The sequence below is a fragment of the Proteus sp. MB838 genome, from assembly GCF_054767435.1.
On sequence record NZ_BAABMO010000004.1, the window covers coordinates 1 to 23870 of the forward strand.

Sequence of the window (23870 nt, forward strand, 5' to 3'; positions counted from 1 at the left end):
ATTACCAATATAAATAGTAGTGGCACTGCTACGACGTAATGCTTTAGCTAAATCAGGTAGCAACAATAAAGGCATCAAACTGGTAAAAAAAACTGCCCGGGCCAATTAAAATTAAATCAGCTTGCTCAATGGCTTCAATGGCTTCTCGTGTGGTGGTGACGTCTGGATAGAGTTTTAATTGACGAGGCATCCTCGGTAAATTATCTACATTGACCTCGCCATAGATTTCATTACCTTCATCATCAATGGCCATTAAATCAACCGCTTGTTCTGACATAGGAATAAGATGAGCATTGACTCTAAGTAGACCGCGGATAAGATTAATTGCTTCTAATGGACGAACGCTTAAGTTATCTAAGGCCTTTAGCATAAGATTACCTAAGTTGTGTCCAGCAAGCTCTCCTGTGCCTGAGAAACGGTATTCAAACATCGCAGAAGCAACGGAAGGCTCTGTGATTAATTGATTAATACAATTGCGCATATCTCCCCACGCGATACCGCCTTCGTCTTTACGAATACGTCCCGTGGAGCCACCATTATCTGTTGTCGTGACAATCCCCGTAAGGCGTGTTCCTAAATGGGAGAGTGCTGAAAGCACACGTCCAAGGCCATGACCTCCACCAAGGGCTACAACACGATCTAAATCACTTAGCGTGCGATTTCGCATAATTGTCTTACTCACTTTTAAAAATTTGCCGCTAATTTATCACAATTATAATTTAAGCCTATGATCACGGCGTGATTTCATCACATTCTTAATCTTGAATGAGTATCGATTGCTGGTTATTTAGACAAATAAAAGGGAAGAGTAAGGGGAGTGTAAATAGAATAAAAATAAAAAAAGTGTTGTAAGTCGTTGTATTATAAATTATATAACGAAAACAATATTCGCTTTTTATTAAATAAACAGGTAAAATCCACACATAAAATATTGGTATAAGAACCTGTTAAAAACAGGTAAAGATTAACTCCTAGCCTTAACATCTAAGTCAACAAGCTTTATCCAAAAGATATGATGTTCTGGCCGTGACTAACTAAGTCACCAGGGTGCACGGTAGAAATGCCCGCATCTCCCGAATTTGGAAAGGTGTTATTATGCAACAACTTGTTGATGCGTTTTCCCGCAAATTTTTCTATTTACGTCTATCAATCACAGACGTGTGTAATTTCCGTTGCACTTACTGCTTACCTAATGGCTACAAGCCAAATGGTCATAAGTCCTTTCTATCACTGGATGAAATCCGCCGACTGACTCACTCTTTTGCTGAATTAGGCACAGAAAAAATCCGTTTAACGGGTGGTGAGCCTACGATGCGTCGAGATTTTACTGATATTATCGCGACTATTAATGAAAACCCAGCCATTAAAAAGATTGCTGTGACAACAAACGGCTATCGTTTAGCCCGTGATGTTGCACAATGGCGTGATGCGGGGCTAAGTGCGATAAATGTCAGTGTTGATAGCTTAGATCCCCGCCAATTTCATGCCATTACCGGGCAAGATAAATTCCATCAAGTGATGGAAGGAATAGACGCTGCTTTTACGGCAGGTTATGACAAAGTGAAAGTCAATGTTGTGTTAATGCGCAACGTAAATGATAAAAACTTGCCTGATTTTCTCCATTGGATCAAAGACAGACCGATACAACTACGCTTTATTGAACTAATGGAAACTGGTGATGGTAGTGATGTTTTTAATCGCTTTCATTTATCTGGTGAAGTGATCCGCCAACGTTTACTTAACGAAGGTTGGCTACAAATTCCTCGCGCCCGTAGTGATGGGCCAGCTCAAGTCTTTACTCATCCTGATTATCAAGGTGAAATTGGTCTTATCATGCCTTATGAAAAAGACTTCTGTGTCACCTGTAACCGTTTACGCGTTTCTGCGATTGGTAATCTTCATCTTTGCTTATTTGGCGAAAATGGTATTCCTTTACGCGATTTATTGGCTGATGATGCACAACAACAAGCTCTACAACAGCGTATTCAGGGTGGACTTCTTCATAAAAGAGAAACACATTTTCTTCATCAGGGCGATAGTGGTATTACCCCTAATCTTTCTGTGATTGGTGGATAAGTTTTTTCGCTCTGTTATTTAGTTAATTTCAGGAGTTGTGCATGTCTCAACTAACTCATATTAATGCTGCCGGTGAAGCGCATATGGTGGATGTTAGCGCCAAAGCTGAAACCGTACGTGAAGCACGAGCAGAAGCCTTTGTTGAAATGTCAGCAGAAACCTTAGCAATGATAACCGAAGGTCGACACCATAAGGGAGATGTCTTTGCTACCGCACGTATTGCGGGTATTCAAGCAGCCAAAAGAACATGGGAATTAATTCCTTTATGTCACCCATTGCTGTTAACCAAAGTTGAAGTCCATTTAGAAGCCCTTACAGACTCAAATCGTGTGCGTATTGAATCAGTGTGTCGCTTAACGGGTAAAACGGGGGTTGAAATGGAAGCTCTCACTGCCGCATCAGTGGCCGCATTGACTATCTATGATATGTGCAAAGCAGTACAAAAAGATATGGTCATAGGATCTGTGCGTTTATTAGAAAAAACCGGTGGTAAATCGGGACACTTTAAGGTGGATGCATGATTAAGGTTCTTTTTTTCGCCCAAGTGCGTGAATTAGTGGGTGTTGATTCACTGGAATTACAAAATGATTATCCAACAGTGGATGATTTACGCCGTGCTTTAATTAACAAAGGCGATCGTTGGGCATTAGCGCTTGAAGATGGCAAATTGTTATCCGCGGTAAATCAATCCTTTGTTCAAGGCACTTATGCCATTAAAGACGGTGATGAAGTGGCTTTTTTCCCACCTGTAACAGGGGGCTAAGATGAGTACATTGACCCGTATATCAGTCCAAAACGAACATTTTAATGTTGGTGATGAATATCAATGGTTGTCAGAGTGTGAAAGTGATGGTGCGGTCGTCACTTTTACAGGAAAAGTGCGTAATCATAATTTAGGTGATGAAGTTAATACGCTAACTCTAGAGCATTATCCTGGTATGACAGAAAAGGCGTTAAATGACATTGTTGAGCAAGCACGCGCGCGTTGGCCTTTACAAAGAGTCAGCGTCATCCACCGTGTTGGCCAATTAAATATTGGTGAAGAGATCGTGTTTGTTGGTGTGACCAGCGCACATCGCCATAGTGCTTTTGAATCCGCAGAATTTATTATGGATTTTTTAAAAACGCGCGCGCCTTTTTGGAAAAAAGAGGGGCTATCAGCTAACCAAGATAGATGGGTTGATGCTCGCCAAAGTGACTATGATTCAGCTAAGCGTTGGGAATAATTCATCAAGCGAAATCAAAGACAATATCACTTTACTTAAATTTATTTTACGGTGACATTCTATACAGTTTATTTCGTGGAAATGTAACATTAGTGTGATAAAATTAATCACTAATGAGTCCATAATGGGCTCTTTACTGAAATAAACGTTATCGTTAAATTCAACGTTATCACTATGATTAAAGGGTAATCATCATGGATCGATTTTCACGTTCAAATGATTCAATCGTACAGCGCACTGGTACAGGTCTACAAACCTTTATGGCGCAAGTGTATGGCTGGATGACAGTAGGTCTGTTACTTACTGCATTTGTTGCTCTGTATGTTGCATCCAGCGCGACTTTAATTGAGATGATCTTCACTAATAAGATCTTTTTCTTCGGTTTGATTATCGCTCAATTAGCATTAGTTTTTATATTATCCGGTATGGTACATAAAATGAGTGGTGCGCTTGCTACAACCCTCTTTATGCTCTATTCCGCATTAACAGGTGTCACTATTTCGAGTGTGTTAATTGTTTATACTTACTCCTCTGTTGCTAGCACTTTCTTTATCTGTGCGGCAATGTTTGGTGCATTAAGTGTTTATGGTTACACCACTAAACGTAGTTTAACTGGGATGGGTAGCTTCCTGTTTATGGGGCTTATCGGTATTATCATTGCTTCTATTGTTAATATCTTTATGCAAAGCAGCATGATGAGCATGGTTATCTCTTACGCAGGTGTACTGATTTTCGCTGGTTTAACCGCATATGACACACAAAAATTAAAGGATATGGGTAGCGAAATTAATCAAGAAGATAAAGAAAATATGCGCCGTTACTCAATTATGGGTGCATTAACGCTTTATTTAGATTTTATCAACCTGTTCTTAATGTTACTGCGTATTTTAGGCGATCGTCGTTAATCATAAACTGCGTCGTTTAATAACCGCATAGTTAAATCCCATAACCTCTTCAGTTATGGGATTTTTTGTATTTATAAAATACGGGCAGCAAGTCGTTATTTATAGCGTGAGATGTTTATTCTTATCTATCAAGGTACAGATTTTATACTATCTTCCTGCGGAAAAGATAATAGGCAATAGATCCTGTCCCAATAGCAATAACAATCAGTGCCCATAAACTATGCCATATTACGGTAATATCGGCATTTTTGAGGTAGATTTGTTTGGTAATATCGGTGAAATGACGGATTGGGTTTATCCATGTGGCTTGCTGTAACCAAACTGGCATATTTTCCACTGGAGAAATATAGCCTGATAATAATACTGCGGGCATCATAAATACGAACACACCAATAAATGCTTGTTGTTGTGTTGAACTTAACGCGGAAATCAAAAGCCCAAAACCTACCAGCGATAAACCGTAAATAAGCATGGTAAAGTAAAATAATAGCAGTGAGCCTGAAAAAGGTATTTGATAGCCGAAAATACCGATAATTAATACAATGGTTCCCTGTACTGCCGCAACAACCATGGCAGGAACCGCTTTTCCCACAAAGATTTGCCAAGTTGATAACGGTGAAACTAATAGCTGATCTAATGTCCCTTGCTCTCGCTCTCTAGCAACAGACAGTGATGTTACTATCATTACCCCGATGGTGATAATTAAGGCTACTAAAGAAGGCACAATAAACCATTTATAGTTTAAATTGGGGTTATACCAATTGCGTACTACTAATTCGCTTTTATTCAGTAAAGATGGGGTATCGCCGGCTAATTCTGTTTGATAATTTTGCACAATTTGTTGTACATAATTTGCCGCAATTTGTGCACTATTAGAATTACGTCCATCAAGAATTAATTGTAATTTTACCGGAGTATGACTGGCTAAATTAGCACTAAAATTTTGTGGAAAACGCACTAATAGCAAGGCTTTACGATTATTAATCGTCTCTTTAATTTCATGTTCACTTTTTAATAATAGGGTTTCAGAAAAAGCACTGGCTTTGGCTATGCGTTGGGTTAATTCAATAGATTGTTTACCATTGTCTTCATCAAAAATAGCAACAGAGGCATTGGTAACATCAAGGGTGGCCGCAAAAGGGAATAAGATCATCTGAAAGATAACCGGTAATATTAAGATAATCCGTGTTTGCGGCTCTTGTAATAATGACTGTAGCTCTTTCATTATCAGGGTGAGAAGACGATGAAACATAAAAACTCTCCCTTATTAATCTAAGCGACGACGTGTTGCTAACGCCGTTAAGCCAATAAAAAAGATGGCTGAAACAATTAATAGCCACATATCCAGCATTAAGATCATCGGAATATCTCCCGCTAAGAAGAGTGTCTGTAAGCTACTAACAAAATAACGTGCGGGAATAAAATAGGTCACTACTTGAATAAAAAATGGCATGCTATCAATTTCAAACACAAAGCCTGATAACATCACCGCAGGTAAAAAAGCCGCATTAAGTGAGATCATTGCCGCGTTAAATTGATTGCGAGTTAGGGTGGAGATCAATAGCCCCATACCTAGTGCAGTGGCTAAAAATAGTGAAGTAATACCCGCTAAAATCCATAATGAGCCACGGTAAGGCACGCCTAATATATAGACAGTGACCAACATACATAGCACCATAACAAAACTGCCTAATACTTGATAAGGAATAAGCTTGGAAAGCAGTAATTCTGTGCGTGTAATTTGGGTTGAGAGTAAGGCTTCCATGGTGCCACGCTCCCATTCTCGAGCGATAACCAAAGAGGTTAGAATAGCCCCAACCACGGTGATGATAATAGTGACGGCACCGGGAATAATATAGTGTTGGCTGATGGCTGCAGGGTTAAACCAATACCTTGGCTCAATTTCAATTAATGGTTGCTGTTGAATGCCTTGACTTAAAGCTTGTTGCTGTAACCAGATTTGCCAAACCCCTTTGGTATAGGCTTGTACAAAGTTTGCGGTATTTGGCTCACTACCATCGGTGATCACTTGAATGGGAGCTTTGCTATCTTGTCGGGCTAATAATTGCGCAAAGTCGACAGGAATAACCACAATGCCACGAATTTCTCCGGCTTGCATTTTATCGATAAGCAATTGGCGATTATCGCTAATGGTGGCGTTAATATAGGGAGAGTTGGTAAAAGTATACACTAACTCTTGTGCCGGTTGGCTTTGTTGGTTAGTTAGTATACCAATATTTAATTTGCTTGAATCTAAGTTGATACCGTAACCAAAAATAAACAGTAAGGTGAGGGGGATAACAATAGCAATAAGCGCGCTACTGGGATCACGGGTGATTTGTTTAGTCTCTTTTAAACAAAGAGCATATAAACGTCGCCAAGAAAAATGTGCAGGTGATGATTGAGACGAATTACTCATGTTTTTCGCTCCCTTGGTGATTTTCTTGTTCAAGTTTTTTATCGTAATCCAGTACTAAGCCAATAAAAGCATCTTCCATAGAGGGGGTCGGATTTTCTTCTGTTGCTACCATCTGTTTTAATGAATCCGGCTCGCCTGCTGCAATAATTTTTCCGCGATAAACCAAACCGATACGATCACAATATTCAGCTTCATCCATAAAGTGAGTCGTTACCATCACTGTTACACCTTTATCCACCATTCCATTGATATGAAGCCAGAATTCACGGCGTGTTAAAGGGTCAACCCCTGAGGTAGGTTCATCAAGAAAAAGAATATCTGGCTCATGCATCAAAGAGCATGCAAGGGCAAGACGCTGTTTATAGCCAAGAGGTAAGGTATCGGTGATTTGATTAATCATTGGCTGTAAGCCAAATGCGGTTATCATATCATTAATTTTATTGCGCTGTTGCTTACCATATAATCCATAAACCCCAGAAAAAAATTTCAGGTTTTGCCCCACTTTTAAGTTGCTATATAGCGAGAATTTTTGTGCCATATAACCTAAATGTTGGCGAGCTTTACCTGAGCTGACTTTCAGATCCATACCTAACACTAATGCTTTACCACTCGTTGGTACTAATAGCCCGCACATCATCTTAAAAGTTGTCGATTTTCCCGCACCGTTAGGGCCTAATAATCCGAAAATCTCCCCACGTTTAACTTGGAAATCAACATGATCAGTGGCGGCAAATTGACCGAACATTTTCGTTAATTGTTGTGCTTCAATAACGGTTTCATCGGGTGCTGGGGGGATTTGTGGCATGATCTCCGCCAGTTCAGATTTATGAGAAGGGCCACCACCTAATAAATCAATAAAGGCATCTTCAAAGCGCGGTGTCGCCGGAATAAGTTTTGCATCTGGTTTTCCTAAGGCGTTTAACAATGCTGTTTGGTCACTGTGTTTTTTTAAGATCAATCGTACAGATTGCCCTTGGATCACGCCATCGGTCACTTGAGGTTGTATAATGGCTTGTTGCAATACTTTTCGACGCTGATGACCTTCAACATTGAGTAAAAAAGAGCGTCCCGCCATTTTAGCCGTTAAGGTCTGAGGTACACCGCTATAAAGTAATTCACCTTTATTCAGTAGCAGAATGTTTTTACATTGTTCTGCTTCATCAAGATAAGAGGTACTCCATAAGATAAGCATGCCATCACCGGCTAAGGTATGAACCATTTGCCAAAGCTCTCGACGGGCAATGGGATCAACACCAACTCCCGGCTCATCTAATAACAGGACTTTGGGACTACCTAATAGAGTACAAGCTAACCCTAATTTTTGTTTCATCCCACCAGAAAGATTACCCGCTAGACGAGAGGTAAAACGTGTTAAGTCAGTAAAAGAGAGTAGCTGTTGATAAACTCTTTTTCTCTCTTCACCGATAACATTTTTTAAATCTGCATAAAGGTTGAGATTCTCTAGCACAGTGAGATCTTCATATAAGCCAAATTTTTGTGGCATATAACCGAGGATAGCCCTAACATCAACACTCTGTTTTTGCGGATCCATTCCTAAAATTTTGATCTCACCAGCATCAGGTTTTAGTAATCCTGCTAGCATGCGGATTAGGGTTGTTTTTCCCGCACCATCAGGGCCGACAAGACCTGTGACTGAACCACCGGTAATGGTGGCGGTGAGTGAAGCAACCGCCGGTTTTTCAAGCCCAATAAAGCGTTTTTCAACACCGCTTAAATTGATGGTGTAATTTGTGTTATCCATATTGATTGCCTCTCCTCAACTTAATGAGTCGGTGCAAATTTCAAGGTCACTGGCATTCCTTGGCGTAATGCATCATCAGCATCGGTGACAACCACTCTTATACGATAAACTAGATCAGTGCGTAGTTCCGGTGTTTCAACGCTTTTAGGGGTAAACTCAGCGGTTGGCGAAACAAAACCTATAGTGCCATGATAAGGCTTATCTTTGCGACTGTCGGTATAAAGATACACTTCGCGATTAGGTATCGCTTCACCTAAATGATTTTCACTAATATAAGCTCTAACCCACACAGGGTTAGTTAAAGAAACAGTAAAAACAGGGCTTCCTGCTGATAAAATAGTGCCAGGCTCCACAGCACGAGTCAGTATAGTTCCTTCTGCAGGTGAGGTTAATTTGGTGTCTTGAAGATTAAGCTCTGCTTGGGCAACTGCCGCTTTGGCTTGAAGTACTTGACCTCTTGCCATATCAATATCTTCTTGGCGATAACCATTTTGATATTGATTGAGTTTGTCTTGTGCTGCTTTTAATGCCGCAGCCGCTTGGTTACGATTATTGCGGGCACTGTCTAAGTCATTGGCTGAAATAACTTTGCGATTAGCAAGATCTTGTTGTCGCTTATAAAAGTTTTCAGCATATTGCCATGCGGCACGTTTTAATGACACATCTGACTGGGCTTGTGCAATTTCTTCACTGCGGTAACCAGCCTCCATTAAGGCTAATGAAGCGATGGCACTATCACGTTCACCATAAGCTTTATTTAATGCATTAATGTAAGGTGCATCATCGAGTTGGCCTAATAATTGACCTTTGGTGACCGGCGCACCTTCATCAACTTGTAGTTCCGCTAACTTGCCTGCAACACGAAAACTTAAGTTAACCGTCCGAATATCAACATTTCCATAGAGTACTAACTCAGGATCTTTGTTCTCTTCATAATAATAGATACCTGCGATAATACCGATAATAATCATTAAGATAATAAAGACACTGATTTTTTTCGTTTTCATAATAACTCTATTTATATTTATGCATGGTTGTTATGAGTATAGATCTCTCTTAGTCCATCAAGTAGTAAAGTAATATGTACTTTTAAGGTATTAGAAATAATTTCATATTCCTGTTTACCAATTCTATCCCATCCAGTTTGGCGTAAAATGGTTTCTCGTACTAATCGAAATGATAGCACCTCTCCCAAAATAGCGTGAGTATGTAGCATGGTTTTTGGTAAAGTTGGATCTAAGCCAATATAAAGTGCTAATAAACGATTTACACGAGTTAATAGCGGAGATAACGCTTGCTGGTGGATAAGGGAATAGGCTTCTGTGGGAACAAGTTGTTCTCTTGCCATAATACGACTGATATGTACATTGCTTTTATCAAGTACGAGTCGGGCATATTGCAAAAAACTGTCAATGATCAGTTTTTGTAATAGGGGTAAGTGCTCTGTTGGATTAGGTTTTTCAAGAAAATCATCAAGTTGTGCAACGGTGGGTTCAAAATCAATTCGAATTAAATCGGCAATATACTGTGCAACAGCGAGATATAACCCTTCTTTAGAGCCAAAATAGTAAGCAATAGCCGCGATATTTTGCTTCGCAGCTTGCGCAATCTGGCGAGTTGTGGCGCCATCAGGCCCATTTTTACCAAAGATTTCACAGGCAGCTTCTAATAACTGTCGTTTTGCAAGTTCCCCTCGAGTTTTCTTTTGGTGTGTGTCTGGCATAAGGATACCTTACTTAAGTAAAATGTAACAAAGAAATAACATTAAAATAGTCGTTATTGAAAGTAGTATATTCGATGATATTGAGTAACAGGATAAATTTGTAGTAAATAATGAAATAAAGATGACATGTAATAAAAAAAACATGATTTATTTAAAAATTATTTTTATATTCGCAAGATAGCAAAACTGTTAAAATGACCGCTATTAGGTTAACCTGATAAGGTTCATTCTCTTTCACCTTGAGGTGAAAGCCCGTCATTTTTAATTTCAATCACCGTGTTATACGTTCTGGTTGTAGGAGATTTCTGTTTTGACCGATTTTACATCGCTTGGTTTAAGTGAGGCGCTTCTCCGCGCTATTGATGAACAAGGGTATAAAACCCCAACCCCTATTCAACAACAGGCGATTGAGCCGATTTTGGCGGGTAAGGACGTATTAGCAAGTGCACAAACGGGTACGGGAAAAACGGCCGCATTTACATTACCGATACTGGAAAAACTCGCTACATCAGCAGAGAAAACGAAAGGGCGTAAGCCAGTTAAAGCACTTATTTTAACCCCTACACGTGAATTAGCTGCACAAATTGCCGATAACGTAAAAGCTTATAGTCGTTATTTACCTATTCGTTCATTGGTGGTTTTTGGTGGCGTTAGTATCAATCCTCAAATGATGAAACTACGAGGTGGCGTCGATGTTTTGATTGCAACACCGGGCCGCTTACTTGATCTTGAACATCAAAATGCTGTCGACTTATCTCGCGTTGAAGTATTGGTGTTAGATGAAGCTGATCGTATGTTAGATATGGGATTTATTCATGATATTCGTCGAGTCATCAATAAGTTACCGAAAAAACGACAAAATTTACTCTTTTCAGCGACTTTTTCAAAAGAGATAACAGGGCTTGCTAACTCACTACTCAACAATCCTATAAGTATTGCTGTTGCCCCCAAAAACTCAGCGGCTGAATCTGTTGATCAATATGTCCATTTAGTGGATAAAAAGCGTAAGACAGAGCTGTTATCACACTTAATTGGTCTAGAAAATTGGCCTCAAGTTCTTATTTTTACTCGAACTAAACATGGTGCGAATAAATTAGCTGAACATCTTAATTTAGATGGCATCAAATCAGCGGCGATCCATGGTAATAAAAGCCAAGGAGCTAGAACACGTGCTTTAGCTGATTTTAAAGACGGTAAATTAAAAGCGTTAGTTGCCACTGATATTGCAGCGCGGGGACTTGATATTGACCAACTTCCTTATGTGGTCAACTTTGAATTACCGCAGGTAGCAGAAGATTACGTTCATCGTATTGGTCGAACAGGGCGTGCGGCGGCAACAGGTAAAGCGATATCTTTAGTTTGTGTTGATGAACATGGCTTATTAGCCGATATTGAACGCTTATTAAAACGTGAAATTCCTCGTTTAGCATTAGAAGGTTATGATCCTGATCCCTCAATAAAAGCGGCACCTTTGCATAAAAAGCCAAAGAATAAAGCACGTAATAATAAAGAAGGCGGACATGGTCGTGCTGATATGCGTGGCAAAGATAATCGCCATACACCACGTAATAAAAATAGTCGTAATCAAAAAGAGAGTGAAACGGGTGAGATAAAACAGAATAAATCTAAACCAGCTAGACGTTCACGCAAACACGATGATGATCGTGATAATCAAAATCCTTGGTCAAAAGCTAGAAAAGAATTTTGAGGCTAAACTGTGCGAGTCCTATTAGCGCCAATGGAGGGGGTGTTAGACCCCCTTGTGAGAGATCTACTGACGGCGATTAATCATTACGATCTCTGTATCACGGAATTTATTCGCGTTGTTGATTCATTATTACCGCCAAAAGCATTTTATCGTTTATGCCCTGAATTACACACCCAAAGCCGCACGCAAAGTGGCACTTTGGTGCGGGTACAATTATTAGGGCAAAATCCACAATGGTTGGCAGAAAACGCTTTTCGAGCCGTCTCTTTAGGTTCATGGGGGGTTGATCTTAATTGTGGTTGTCCTTCTAAAACCGTCAATGGTAATGGTGGTGGTGCCTCGTTATTAAAACAACCAGAAACGATTTATCAAGCAACTAAAGCGATGCGTGGTGCTGTACCTGCGGATTTACCTGTTTCTGTAAAGGTCCGATTAGGGTGGGATTGTTCATCTTATTGTCATGAAATTGCCGATGCCGTAGAACAAGGTGGCGCGACAGAAATTACTATCCACGGTAGAACAAAAGAAGATGGTTATCGTGCTGATAAGATAAACTGGCAGGCGATTGGTGAAATTCGCCAAAAATTGACTATTCCCGTTATCGCTAACGGTGAGATTTGGTGTCGAGAAGATGCTATCTCTTGTTTAAAGATAACCGGCTGTGATGCGATTATGATAGGTCGCGGGGCGATGCATACGCCCAATTTAAGTAATGTGATAAAAGGTATTGAAGAAAAAATGCCTTGGTCACAAGTGATCCAATTACTTAAACGCTATATTCGTCTAGAAAAGCAAGGGGATACCACTTATTACCATGCTTCCCGTATAAAACAGTGGTTGGGATATTTAAGGAAAGAATATCAAGATGCTGATGCACTTTTTAGTCAAATTAGAACGCTAAAAACCTCACCTGAAATAGCCAAAATAATAGAAGCGTTATAATAACCACAATAGGTTATTAATAGCCAAAACCAGCATTAATAATAAGGTGCTGGTTTTTTCTATAAAAAGGTAAAAATATCTGAATATGAAAAAAATAATTGCTGTTTAAGTACAATTATTGGAAAAAATCACTATTTCGTCTTACACTCTTAAAGTGACCATTTTTAATATACTATCTATATTATCACTACATTTAGGGGGAACTATGGGATTTCTTTCTTGGATTGTGTTCGGTCTTATTGCGGGTATCTTAGCCAAATTTTTAATGCCTGGCTCGTATGATATCGGCCTTATCTGGACCTGTATTCTAGGTATTGTGGGTGCTGTAGTTGGTGGTGTAATTAGTAATTTCTTTGGTAAAGGCAAAGTAGATGGTTTCAATTTTGGTAGTTTTGTCGTTGCCGTAATAGGGGCAATCGTTGTGCTTTATTTAGCAAAAATATTTGCCAGTTAATTGGAAATAAAGAGTCTATTAATACTATTAAACCCGCATCTGCGGGTTTACTTTTTTGCGTTAACTTCACTATCGCTTTTATTTTATTCGCATTCACAAGGTAATGCGTTTTCTGCTCCCCACTGCGCCCAAGAGCCATCATACAGTGCGATATTTTGGCAGCCCAATAGAGTTAAAGCTAAAAATAGAATAGCCGCAGTCATACCTGAGCCACAACTGACAATAATTGGCTGAGATAAATCGACTCCCGCTTGTTCAAAAATGTGCTGTAATTGCGCTTTATCTTTTAATTGTCCATTAATGACTAAGCTATCCCAAGGAACATTTTTACTATTGGGAATATGGCCCCTACGTAAACCAGGGCGAGGCTCTGGTGCTCTGCCATAAAATCTATCCGCCGAGCGAGCATCAATGATTTGATTTTGTTGCGTGGTCAGATTATCCAGTATTTGTTGTTTATCGACACAGCGTTGAGTGTGGCGTGTGACGATAAAAGGGTGAGTGGCTGGGACTTTGGGCGTTTCTCCTTGTTCAAGGGGGAACCCCGCTTCTTGCCAAGCTTGTAAACCACCGGCCAGAATACGCACCTTGTGACAACCTAAGGTAGTAAAAGTCCACCAGCCACGAGGTGCTGAAAAGAGATTGCCGATATCATAGAGGATCACTGTTGTATTATTTGAAATACCTAACTGAGTTAAGGTTTCAGAAAACAGTGTGTCAGATGGCAACATATGTGGTAATGATGTTGTTTTATCGGCGATTTCATCCAGATCAAAAAAATGGGCACCAGGAATATGACGTTCAAGATAGCGCTGATGATAGTCAATATCTTGCGTAGGCATAGGCGCGCTAACATCAACTATCACGAGATCTTGAGCGTCGTGATGTTCAAAAAGCCATTGTGGAGTAACAAAATAATCAAATTCCATGGTGCAACCTCTTTATTTCGTCGATGGTGAGCTATCTGGTAGAGCTGGAAATTGCTGTGCTGGTGAGCGATTAGGTTGAGTTTGCTCTGTGTCTACCGGTGTGGTTGAGCGCGTATAAATATTTAGTCCGGCAAGAAAAACGCCCCCAAGGGAGCCAAAAGCCAGTAGTGCGATAACAACAAGAAGTAATTTTTTCATAAGATTTATGTGCAGATGAATGTTACTAAAAAGTATATCTAGATATGCCATTGAAACAAGTGCTGTACCACATAAAGCAGTAAATTGGTTAGTATTAAAATACGATATCGCTGTTCAAAAAACAAACAAATTTGGAATATAATAATACCTAGTTTTAATTATGGTGATAGTTATTGTTTAGGATGATGGATAATAACAAAAAGCCCTTAAACTCAGGAGTCACCGAGTTTAAGGGGAAGGGAATACAACTTATTATTTTATTTGATACACAATCGGTGCTGTAAATTATGTGTATAAAAACCAGAATGTCATCGCTAAGTTAACGGTAGCGGCGATAGCCATTGGAATTGCGGTTCTTTTCACTATTTGGAAAGGTGAGACATTGGCAATTCCTGCAATAGCAACAATAGCTGCCGTAATAGGTGAAACTGTGCGACCAAAGCTGGTCATAATTTGCATAGGTAAAATTAAAGTGATGACATCGACTTTTAAGAACGCAGCAATTTTGGGTGTTAATGCGGCAAATGAAAAGAATGCAGCATTACCCGATCCCATTAAAAAGGCTGCTAATGCTAAGATGGCACTCATCACAATAATCATCGCAGCAATACCAAAGCCAGCATCTTGAGCAGAACTAATTAAGGTATCTACCGCGCCACTTTTTAGTAATCCATTAGCAAAAAATTCCCCAGATACAATCAACGATACAACTAAAACAAACTGTTTTCCCATGCCTTCAAAGAACAACATAAAACTGTTCATTACCGCTTTAGCATCGCGCAATCGCACATATTCAAAGACTAGTGCAATAACCGTACTAATAATCATTGCGGTAGTCACTTCTAATTTAATGTAATTATGAAATAACGGACTAAAACCAATAATAAGAATTAAAGGGATCACGGGTAATAAGGCATATGATAATGGCACCTGACTTCCTTCTTCTTTTACATTATCAATAGCTGTTGGGTCGAAAACAAAACCCTCACGTTTATCCCACCAACGTTGAATAAAGAAATGGGTAATAGCAACCGCAATGATAATAGGAATAGTGATAGGGAGTTGGTGTTGAACAAAATAGACTGCAGGTTCAATATCCGCTGTTTTAGCCGCCATAATAACATTTCCAGAGCCGGGTCCATGATCAATAAATTGACAACAACCGATAACAGCTAAAGCAGATAGAGGACTAATACCTGAGCGAATTAAAATAGGGTACATCGTTACCATGAGTAACATTCCTAAACCTGCATGGCTAGGAATAAAAATAACTAAAATTTGTGTGACTAAAAATGAAATAACCAGTAATAAGTAGGGGGATTTAATCGTTTTTAATGGTTTTTCAAAAATAGCAAATAAAGCTCGGCTGGCGCCCACGTGTTCCATATAACGTGAGAAACCAGCAATTGCCATTAAGGTTAAACCTAAACCCGCTAAACGCGAGCTCATAATATCGGTAAAAATTTGGAAAATATCAAAATACTTAAATTGTGTAGATTTATTTTCCGGTAATAAAGGGTTGAGATCGAGAGAAGCTGTAAGGAGCAATAACAGCATGCCTCCGAGTAATAACACAGGTTGAGGTTTATAACCTCGAGCCAGCAAATAAACTACCAACGCAGTAACTAGCGCGGCAATAATTAAACCAGTCATAATTAATTCCCCAGTGTCGTGATGCAGTATTGTTGTTATTGATTTAATGCACTAAATGCTTGGGTGAGATCTGCAATTAAGTCATCAGTAGACTCAAGACCAATATGTAAACGTACAAAAGGACCGTGGCCTTCACGCCAATCTGTTGCTGTTCTGGCACCCATAACATTGGCGGGTAATGCAAGACTTTCAAATCCTCCCCAAGATGCACCAATACCAAATAAGGTTAATGCATCAATAAATTGTTCAGATTGTTTAATGGTATATTTTTGTTTAAATTCAATGGTTAATAATCCATTACTACCTTTACAATCACGTTTCCATAAGTCATGGCGAGGATGTGTGGGTAACTCTGGAAACCAAACTTTGGCCACTTCAGGGCGTGTTTCTAACCACTGAGCGATAGCCAGTGCTGATTTACCATGATTTGTAAGACGTTGAGCAAGAGTCCTCATTCCTCTCAGGACTAAGGCGGCATCATCAGGGCTACTTGCTTGACCAAGAGCTTCTGGTAATGCCCCAATTTGTTTCCATGCGGTTTCATTTGCGATCATAATGCCCATCATGACATCTGAGTGACCGCATAAATATTTAGTTGCAGCAATTACAGAAACATCAGCACCTAATTCCAAAGGGTTATAAAGCCATGCCGAGCCCCAAGTATTATCCACCCCAACAGGAATATTTTTTTCATGAGCGATATGGCAAATTTCTGGTAGATCCAGCATTTCATAAAGTAATGAACCCGGTGATTCAACGAAAATAAGTTGAGTGTTTTCTTGAATTTTTTGCTCGAAATCTGAACCGTCAGTTTTAAAAAAGCTATAAGTGATATTATTAGGCTCTAAAAAAGCAGAGGCTATTTTACGTACGGGTTCATAGACAGAATCAGCAAATAAAACATGCCCACCACTTCGGGCGTAGCCCATAATAGTAAATGCAATTGCGGCTAGCCCTGTAGGAAAGAGCTGTGCTCGATAACCACCTTCTAATTCAGTTACTAATGCTTCAAGTGCAAACGCTGTTTCTGTACCACGAGCACCATAGCTTAATACTCGTTCAGTAATACGACGATCGCGTATTTCACGCCAACTTTTTATTGAATCAAAAACAATAGTACTGGCTCTCATAACAGGAGGGTTAATTGGGCCAGATGTTTTAATTGCTTGACGCCCACTATGTATCAATGTTGTTTGTTTATTCTGTTTCATTATTTATATCTCCGAATATAGAAAATAAGATCTCCCAGTAATTAATTTAGAATTTAATTACTATTTTGAGCTGGAAATTTGTAGTTGCTATTATTTATAACAAAGATATTTATTTTTAAAATATCTATTTTTAAAAAATGATGATCTTGCTCTAATTTTTTATCATTAATTATTCTAATTAAATCTTAAAGATTGTTTAAGATTTAAAAGGTATAAATAATAAATTAATTTTATTTTGCAACTTATTGAATTTTAATTAATTTTTAATTGATTAGAAATTCTTTAAATTAGATTAAAATTATCAAAGTGTTTTTATTAAAATTCTATTGCATAAATAAAGTAACAAGCTAACAACTCGTTTTATTTTAAAAACGATTTTTTATTATTCTTTTAACAGGGGAAATAATTATGGGAACTAGTGTGCTTGATTCTGTTTTATTAAAAAACTTATGGTCAACAGAAGAAATGAGAACTATTTTTTCTGACAAAACTAGAATGCAAAATTGGCTTGATTATGAAGCAGCATTAGCAATAGAACAAGCTGAGCTTGGTTTAATTCCTCAAAAGGCGGCTGAGGTTATTGTACAGAGTGCAAAACTTGAAAAATTAGATATGGATTATGTATTAGAACAAGTTCGTCTTACTCGACATCCATTAGTACCTACTATTCGAGGCTTAGAATATGCTTGTTCTGAACATTATGGAGAATATGTTCATTTTGGGCCGACAACACAAGATGTTATTGATACAGGCTTAGTGCTACAACTTAAAGCTGCTCATCAAACTTTTTTACGTGATATTAAAATATTAGGTCGTTCATTACTTTCTTTAAGTGAAAAACACCGCAATACACCTATGGTTGGACGCACTTTAGCGTTACAAGCGTTACCAATCACATTTGGGCATAAAACAGCAATTTGGTTGACAGAGTTAGCGCGTCATTATCAACGACTTAAAGAGGTGGAACCTCGTCTATTTGTTGGCAGTGTAGTCGGTGCTGTCGGGACTAAAGCTTCTTTAAGCGATAAAGCTGATGAATTAGAAAAACGCGTATTAAAACGCTTAGGATTAGGTATACCGGAAATCTCATGGCAACCAGCACGTGATAGATTTAGTGAATATGGTATGTTAATTGGATTAATTAGTGGAACGTTAGGGAAAATAGCTAACGAGATCTTAATATTAGCACACAATGAAATTGATGAGCTTTCAGAGCCTTTTGGTAAAGGGCAAGTTGGCTCTTCAACTATGCCACATAAACGCAATCCAGCTATTGTTGAAAATGCCGCCTGTGTAAGTAATACCTTAAAAGCTAATCTTTCTGTATTAACGGATATGATGAAACATCAACATGAACGTGATGGTGCTATCTGGAAGATGGAGTGGAAGATTATGCCAGAAATGTGTCTGATGTTATCTGTTATCTTGGATAATATGAAAACAGTACTAGGTGGGCTAAATGTTCATGTTGAAAAAATGCGTCACAACATGGATATCTTAGGTGGGTTTATGTTAGCAGAACGTATGATGTTTGCTCTGTCCGATAAAGCAGGCAAACAAACTGCTCACGAAATTGTGTATGAAGCGTCAATGTCTGGACAAGAAGAAGGGATTACTTTCGTAGAAGCTATTAATCGTGATACTCGTATTCGTGACCATATTTCACAAGAAGAGTTAAATGCTTTGCTAGATCCAACTACCTATGTTGGTAATGCTCCTGAGCAAGTTGATCGTGTAGTCGCTCAAACAAAAGCTTCCGGCTGGTTAAATGATTAATTGATGGAATGAAATCTCATAAAAAGCCAGTGATAACTGGCTTTGTTATTATCAGCATTGAGGTATTTATATGACATTGAGTCAGCATGTAGCTAATTTTATTACTACAACGACATTTTCACAGCTTCCAACGCAACTGATAGCTCGAGCCAAATTACATTTATTAGATACATTAGGTGTAGCACTTGCAGGGAGTACACAATCTAGCTCGAAACAAGGACGTCATGGGATTACTCTTTTACCCGATAGCCAAGGTAAGATCCCCATTTGGGGAAGTATGCAGACAGCTAATACCACTGCAGCAGCCTTAGCCAATGGTATTGCTGCACATGCATTAGATTTCGATGATACACATACTGATTCTATTACTCACGGTAGTGCTGTATTAACACCGATAGCTTTTGCGTTAGGGGAAACATTAAACGCCTCAAATGAAGAAATATTAACGGCTTGGGTTATTGGTTGGGAAGTCGCTGCACGGGTTGGTTTAGCGAGTCACAGTGGTTTCCATCAACGTGGATTTCATGCAACGGCGATTGCTGGGATCTTCGGTGCAACAGCATGTGCGGCTTCATTATTAAAACTTACGTCACAGCAGGCGGTAAATGCGTTAGGACTAACGGCAAGTCAAGCAGCGGGTATCGCTGAATATCTGACTAATAGCTCATCGGCAAAATGTTTTCATGCCGGATGGGCCGCTCAATCCGGTATTATTGCAGCCTCGTTAGCTAAAGGGGGAATGACTGGGCCTGAGACAATATTTGAAGGGCGATACAGTATTTATCATACTCATGGGATCAGCGAGCAAGCGATCCCTGAACAAGTTGCACAAGGATTAGGTGAACAATGGGAGTTTTTAAATGTTTCAATAAAACCTTATCCGGTTTGCCATTTTGCTCATGCTACTGTTGATTGTGGGCGTCGTTTACTTAAAAGAGGGATCAGTGCGGAAGAAATTGAACAAGTAGAATGTGTGATTGATCCAGTTGCTGCTGCATTAATTTGTGAGCCACTCGAAACAAAATGGGCGCCAAAAACAGCTTATGGGGCAAAATTTAGCTTACCTTGGTTATTTGCTATTGGTTTTTTGGATAATGCGTTAACTTTATCATCGCTTTCAGCGGAAAACTTACAGCGTAACGATATCCAACTATTGGCGAAAAAAGTGAGCTATCGTTATCCATCAGAAAATGAAATTCCCTTTCCGAGCTATTTTCCTGGATTAATCTTTGTTAGATTGAAAAATGGGCAACAATTAACTGAAAGGATCGATATTCAGTATGGTAACCCTGAAAATCCGATGGTTGATACGGATGTAATAGCGAAGTTTTATGATAATGCCAAGTGTGTAATGAAAAAGACACAAGCTGATCAACTGATTGAAAATATAATGAATTTTGAAAATATACCTATTTCATTACTTACACAATTATTACGGGTAGAGGCATAACTCTTTTATCTGCATCCACAGGGACAAGATAATGAATCTGATACCTTTTGTTTAAATGAGTTGCACCTGATAAATGGCACTGACAATTTATTGTAGTGCCATTTTTGTTTCCTTAATGAGTTAGTGGTTTTGAAGGGTAATATCTGCGTGATTAATGACTTCATTCTGCTCATTTTTTAATGAATCAAATAGTATCTGAGCTGCTTTACTCGGGCTATTGGCATTAAGATAAAGGTTATAACGAATAGCAGGTAATGGCGGTAATCCCTCTTTTTCACCCAAAATACGTAAATCATCACCAGAAAGCTCGATAGAGCGTGCCATTATACCTAAACCAGCACGAACGGCCGCTCTGGCACCAGATAAGGTGGTGGCAATATAGGCAATGCGCCAGCGAATATTTTGTTGATCAAGGTGATTTATCATCATATCACGGTAAGTACTTGGTTCATCAAGAACCACTAAAGGTAACGGTTCGTCAAGATCAAATCTAAAATGTTTACCGCAATACCATAACGAAGGCGATACGCGTAAGACAATTTTAGGATAACCGACATGCTCTTCTGTAGAAATGGCTAAATCGACCTCATTATTTTCCAACATTGACATTAAAAAAGGGCTACGTTTAACAATAATCTCCATAATTAAACGAGGATAAGCACCTGAAAAACGAGCAAGTAGATCGGGTAAGATTGTGTTTGCTGTATCATCGGGAGAGCCAATCTTTAATATTCCATCAATTTCTTCATGCAATAAAGATAAACATGCTTCATCATTAATGCGCAAAATCCGCCGAGCATAATTAAGCAGTTGAGTGCCTGCTTCGGTTAATGTTTTATTTCTCCCTTGTCGAGCAAAAAGCTCTTTACCTATTAATGACTCAAGGCGTTGCATTTGTTGGCTGACTGCAGATTGTGTTCGGCAAACTGATTCAGCGGCTGCGGCAAAGGTGGAACCATCGGCAACAGCAACAAAAGTTCTGAGTAGGTCTAACTCTAAATTAAAAATAGGGCGCTTTGCAGAAGTCATTTTATTATCTCTTAATTGGTGTTGTGGTGCGAAATAAAACGCAAGAGGTATTATTTTTATAAAGGTTAATAAAGTTCTTTTTAATTGGCATACCGCTCTCTTTCATACTATGAAGAGTTGGATCAATAATCTATAACACCGCTCAATAAATTCGTAGGGTTACGCAGTATTTGATGAAAAAGGCGAGTAAGTGCAGCTGACTACTGATTTTTATACAGTGTTATGCGACAATAACGCTTATTTTAATGACGAATAGAGTAGTTATGTCCCTTTCTCAATCTGTAAAAATGCAAATCAGCCAATGGTATAAAGCATTACCTGAGCATATTGAAGGCTTTATTCCACGAGCGCCTCAGCGCGAAATGATTGCTGAAGTTGCGAAGACATTTTCTGATGAAACGGGGCGACATCTAATTATTGAAGCGCCTACCGGAGTAGGTAAAACACTCTCTTATCTTATTCCTGGTATTGCTATCAGTCGGGAAGAGAAAAAACCACTGATTATCAGTACGGCGAATGTGGCGCTACAAGATCAAATTTACAGCAAAGATCTGCCTTTACTAAAAAAAATTATTCCAGACCTGACTTTTACTGGGGCTTTTGGGCGAGGTCGTTATTTATGTCCCCGTAATTTAGAGGCAATTTGTGCAACAGAAGGCGAGCAAATTGATTTAATGTTCTTGCTGGAAGATAAAGTTGATGTCGCAACCAGTGCGGAAAGGGAGATTTGCCAAGAGTTAAAGCACGATTTTACCAGCTTTGGTTGGGATGGTTTGCGTGATCACCATAAACGAGCATTAACGGATAGTTTATGGCGCAAGATTAGCACAGATAAAATGAATTGCTTAGGTCGTAATTGCCAATACTATCATCGCTGTCCTTTTTTTCTGGCCCGTCGAGAAATAGACGAAGTTGATGTGGTTATCACCAATCATGCTCTTGTGATGGCTGCGATGGAAAGTGAATCGGTGTTACCTGATGCAAAAAATATTTTATTAGTATTGGATGAAGGGCATCATATTCCTGATGTTGCTAGAGATGCGCTTGAAGTTGAAGGGGAAATAACCTTATCGGCATTAAATATGCAACTTGATAATATGACTCGTCATGTCAGCCAATATTTAGCACAATTTATCCCAGTCAAACCACCCAAATTAGCCGATCCCATTCGTTTTGATGCTCATATTGCAAAAATGCGCGAAGCCTATCAAGACGTTGAACATTTTACCCGCGCGTTATTGCCTGAGCGCAGTGAAAATGATGAATATTTATTTCCATTAGGTCAATTACCTGAACAATTACTATTATGTTGCCAAGACTTATTTAAGCTAACCGATGGTTTAAAAATGTTAGGTGAGTCGATTCTTAACGACTTAACTGAGCGAACAGCAAAAGAAGATGTTGTACGTTTACATCGCGCGATTTTAACCACCAGCAGAATGGTTGGTTATCTGGAAAATATGGCAAAACTATGGCGACTTGCGACATTAGAGCAGACATCAAAAGCACCCGTTTCGAAATGGCTTACTCGTCGTTATGATAAAAAGCAGTCACATCTCTATTTACATTGTGCTGGTATTCGCGTTAGTGAACAGTTAACACAATTATTATGGAAAAATATTCCTCATGTGGTGATCACTTCTGCCACACTACGTTCATTAAACAGTTTTTCGCGTATTCAAGAGCTTACAGGACTAAGCGAACACTTTGATGATCGTTTTATTACCTTGTCATCGCCTTTTACACATGAAAGGCAAGGGAAACTCGTTATCCCTAAAATGCGTTATGAACCGACAATGGCGAATGAAAAAGCGCATTTAAAAGAGATGGCACGCTATTTTCGTCAAGGAATGGTAGAAAACCACCATCGAGGGCAATTAGTATTATTTAGTAGTCAACGGGCGATGGAAGGTTTTTTAGAGGAAGTTAAAGATCTACGTTTGAGTCTTTTAGTCCAAGGAGATCAACCGCGCTATCGTTTAGTGGAGACACATTGTAAGCGTATTGATGCGGGCGATAATAGTGTGTTAATTGGGTTACAATCTTTTGCTGAAGGATTAGATTTAAAAGGTGACTATTTAACGCAAGTACATATTCATAAAATTGCTTTTCCACCTGTTACTGATCCGGTTATTGTGACGGAAGGGGAATGGCTAAAATCACTGAAACGTTATCCTTTTGAAGTGCAAAGCTTACCAAGTGCATCATTTAATTTGATCCAGCAAGTTGGGCGTCTTATTCGTAGCCATCATTGCCATGGTGAAGTTGTTATTTATGATAGACGTTTATTAACGAAAAACTACGGTTCACGGCTATTAACCGCGCTACCTGTCTTTCCTATTTATCAGCCAGATATACCTAAAACAGAATAATAAAAAGGCTACCTATATTGGTAGCCCTTTTCAGTAA

Annotated in this window: 21 protein-coding genes, 1 pseudogene and 1 riboswitch; of the genes and pseudogenes, 11 read left to right on the top strand and 11 right to left on the bottom strand. The window is 39.1% G+C overall.

Annotated features, from left to right (window positions below; genetic code table 11):
• Positions 1-667, bottom strand: a pseudogene (locus ACYUCW_RS02560) (gluconeogenesis factor YvcK family protein); the annotation flags it as partial.
• 289 nt (positions 668-956) lie between these two features.
• Positions 957-1106: riboswitch (molybdenum cofactor riboswitch) on the top strand.
• Between ACYUCW_RS02560 and moaA the strand changes: the two are divergent.
• From moaA to ACYUCW_RS02585, 5 genes are all read left to right on the top strand, one after another.
• The gene (moaA, locus tag ACYUCW_RS02565) at positions 1096-2076 is read left to right on the top strand and encodes a GTP 3',8-cyclase MoaA (protein WP_004244473.1); all 981 of its coding nucleotides are present in this window, start codon (positions 1096-1098) and stop codon (positions 2074-2076) included. It overlaps the preceding riboswitch by 11 nt.
• Before the next feature lie 41 nt (positions 2077-2117).
• Positions 2118-2597 (top strand): cyclic pyranopterin monophosphate synthase MoaC, encoded by a 480-nt coding sequence (gene moaC, locus ACYUCW_RS02570; protein ID WP_004247569.1) that lies wholly within the window; start codon positions 2118-2120, stop codon positions 2595-2597.
• The gene (gene moaD / locus ACYUCW_RS02575) at positions 2594-2839 is read left to right on the top strand and encodes a molybdopterin synthase sulfur carrier subunit (protein WP_004244475.1); all 246 of its coding nucleotides are present in this window, start codon (positions 2594-2596) and stop codon (positions 2837-2839) included. Before moaC ends, moaD begins: the two co-directional genes overlap by 4 nt.
• 1 nt (position 2840) lies before the next feature.
• Positions 2841-3302 (top strand): molybdopterin synthase catalytic subunit MoaE, encoded by a 462-nt coding sequence (gene moaE, locus ACYUCW_RS02580; RefSeq protein ID WP_004244476.1) that lies wholly within the window; start codon positions 2841-2843, stop codon positions 3300-3302.
• A gap of 194 nt (positions 3303-3496) precedes the next feature.
• Positions 3497-4207, top strand: coding sequence for a Bax inhibitor-1/YccA family protein (locus tag ACYUCW_RS02585; RefSeq protein WP_004244477.1), 711 nt, complete (start codon positions 3497-3499; stop codon positions 4205-4207).
• A 142-nt stretch (positions 4208-4349) separates the two neighbouring features.
• Here the strand turns inward: ACYUCW_RS02585 and ACYUCW_RS02590 are convergent, their stop codons facing one another.
• The 5 genes from ACYUCW_RS02590 to ACYUCW_RS02610 are packed head-to-tail and all read right to left on the bottom strand — an operon-like array spanning position 4350 to position 10111.
• Complete coding sequence (locus tag ACYUCW_RS02590; protein WP_004244478.1) at positions 4350-5459, bottom strand: ABC transporter permease; 1110 nt, start codon at positions 5457-5459, stop codon at positions 4350-4352.
• Between the two features lie 15 nt (positions 5460-5474).
• Positions 5475-6626: an ABC transporter permease gene (locus ACYUCW_RS02595; RefSeq protein ID WP_004244479.1), complete on the bottom strand. Its 1152-nt coding sequence runs from the start codon at positions 6624-6626 to the stop codon at positions 5475-5477.
• Complete coding sequence (locus tag ACYUCW_RS02600) at positions 6619-8388, bottom strand: ATP-binding cassette domain-containing protein (RefSeq protein ID WP_004247572.1); 1770 nt, start codon at positions 8386-8388, stop codon at positions 6619-6621. The genes ACYUCW_RS02595 and ACYUCW_RS02600 overlap by 8 nt, the downstream gene beginning before the upstream one ends.
• A 20-nt stretch (positions 8389-8408) precedes the next feature.
• Positions 8409-9395 (bottom strand): secretion protein HlyD, encoded by a 987-nt coding sequence (hlyD, locus tag ACYUCW_RS02605; RefSeq protein WP_004247573.1) that lies wholly within the window; start codon positions 9393-9395, stop codon positions 8409-8411.
• Positions 9396-9412: 17 nt separating this feature from the next.
• Entirely contained in the window at positions 9413-10111 is a 699-nt protein-coding gene (locus ACYUCW_RS02610) for a transcriptional regulator (RefSeq protein ID WP_004247574.1), read from the bottom strand.
• A 310-nt stretch (positions 10112-10421) separates the two neighbouring features.
• Here ACYUCW_RS02610 and rhlE point away from each other — a divergent pair, with 310 nt between their 5' ends.
• From rhlE to ACYUCW_RS02625, 3 genes are all read left to right on the top strand, one after another.
• Entirely contained in the window at positions 10422-11819 is a 1398-nt protein-coding gene (rhlE, locus tag ACYUCW_RS02615) for an ATP-dependent RNA helicase RhlE (protein WP_004244484.1), read from the top strand.
• Positions 11820-11828: 9 nt separating this feature from the next.
• Positions 11829-12761, top strand: coding sequence for a tRNA dihydrouridine(16) synthase DusC (gene dusC, locus ACYUCW_RS02620; protein WP_004247575.1), 933 nt, complete (start codon positions 11829-11831; stop codon positions 12759-12761).
• Between the two features lie 205 nt (positions 12762-12966).
• Positions 12967-13215: a GlsB/YeaQ/YmgE family stress response membrane protein gene (locus ACYUCW_RS02625; RefSeq protein WP_004244486.1), complete on the top strand. Its 249-nt coding sequence runs from the start codon at positions 12967-12969 to the stop codon at positions 13213-13215.
• A gap of 83 nt (positions 13216-13298) precedes the next feature.
• On the opposite strand, the gene sseA is transcribed toward ACYUCW_RS02625, so the two are convergent.
• The 4 genes from sseA to metC all read right to left on the bottom strand — a co-directional run bounded on the left by sseA (position 13299) and on the right by metC (position 17206).
• Positions 13299-14144: a 3-mercaptopyruvate sulfurtransferase gene (gene sseA / locus ACYUCW_RS02630; RefSeq protein ID WP_161680296.1), complete on the bottom strand. Its 846-nt coding sequence runs from the start codon at positions 14142-14144 to the stop codon at positions 13299-13301.
• Positions 14145-14156: 12 nt separating this feature from the next.
• Positions 14157-14342, bottom strand: coding sequence for a hypothetical protein (locus tag ACYUCW_RS02635; protein ID WP_012367682.1), 186 nt, complete (start codon positions 14340-14342; stop codon positions 14157-14159).
• Positions 14343-14627: 285 nt separating this feature from the next.
• On the bottom strand, positions 14628-15995 hold the full coding sequence (gene dcuC, locus ACYUCW_RS02640) for a C4-dicarboxylate transporter DcuC (protein ID WP_004252125.1): 1368 nt from the start codon (positions 15993-15995) through the stop codon (positions 14628-14630).
• 35 nt (positions 15996-16030) lie between these two features.
• On the bottom strand, positions 16031-17206 hold the full coding sequence (gene metC, locus ACYUCW_RS02645; protein ID WP_004244491.1) for a cystathionine beta-lyase: 1176 nt from the start codon (positions 17204-17206) through the stop codon (positions 16031-16033).
• A 408-nt stretch (positions 17207-17614) separates the two neighbouring features.
• On the opposite strand from metC, the gene purB reads away from it, so the two are divergent.
• Entirely contained in the window at positions 17615-18982 is a 1368-nt protein-coding gene (gene purB, locus ACYUCW_RS02650) for an adenylosuccinate lyase (protein ID WP_460408186.1), read from the top strand.
• A gap of 70 nt (positions 18983-19052) precedes the next feature.
• Positions 19053-20432: an MmgE/PrpD family protein gene (locus tag ACYUCW_RS02655; RefSeq protein ID WP_004252118.1), complete on the top strand. Its 1380-nt coding sequence runs from the start codon at positions 19053-19055 to the stop codon at positions 20430-20432.
• A gap of 120 nt (positions 20433-20552) precedes the next feature.
• Here ACYUCW_RS02655 and ACYUCW_RS02660 read toward each other — a convergent pair whose 3' ends face one another.
• The gene (locus tag ACYUCW_RS02660; RefSeq protein ID WP_004244494.1) at positions 20553-21461 is read right to left on the bottom strand and encodes a LysR family transcriptional regulator; all 909 of its coding nucleotides are present in this window, start codon (positions 21459-21461) and stop codon (positions 20553-20555) included.
• 263 nt (positions 21462-21724) lie between these two features.
• Between ACYUCW_RS02660 and dinG the strand changes: the two genes are divergently transcribed.
• Positions 21725-23833, top strand: a complete 2109-nt coding sequence (gene dinG, locus ACYUCW_RS02665; RefSeq protein WP_004247579.1) for an ATP-dependent DNA helicase DinG — start codon at positions 21725-21727, stop codon at positions 23831-23833.
• Positions 23834-23870: the final 37 nt, after the last annotated feature.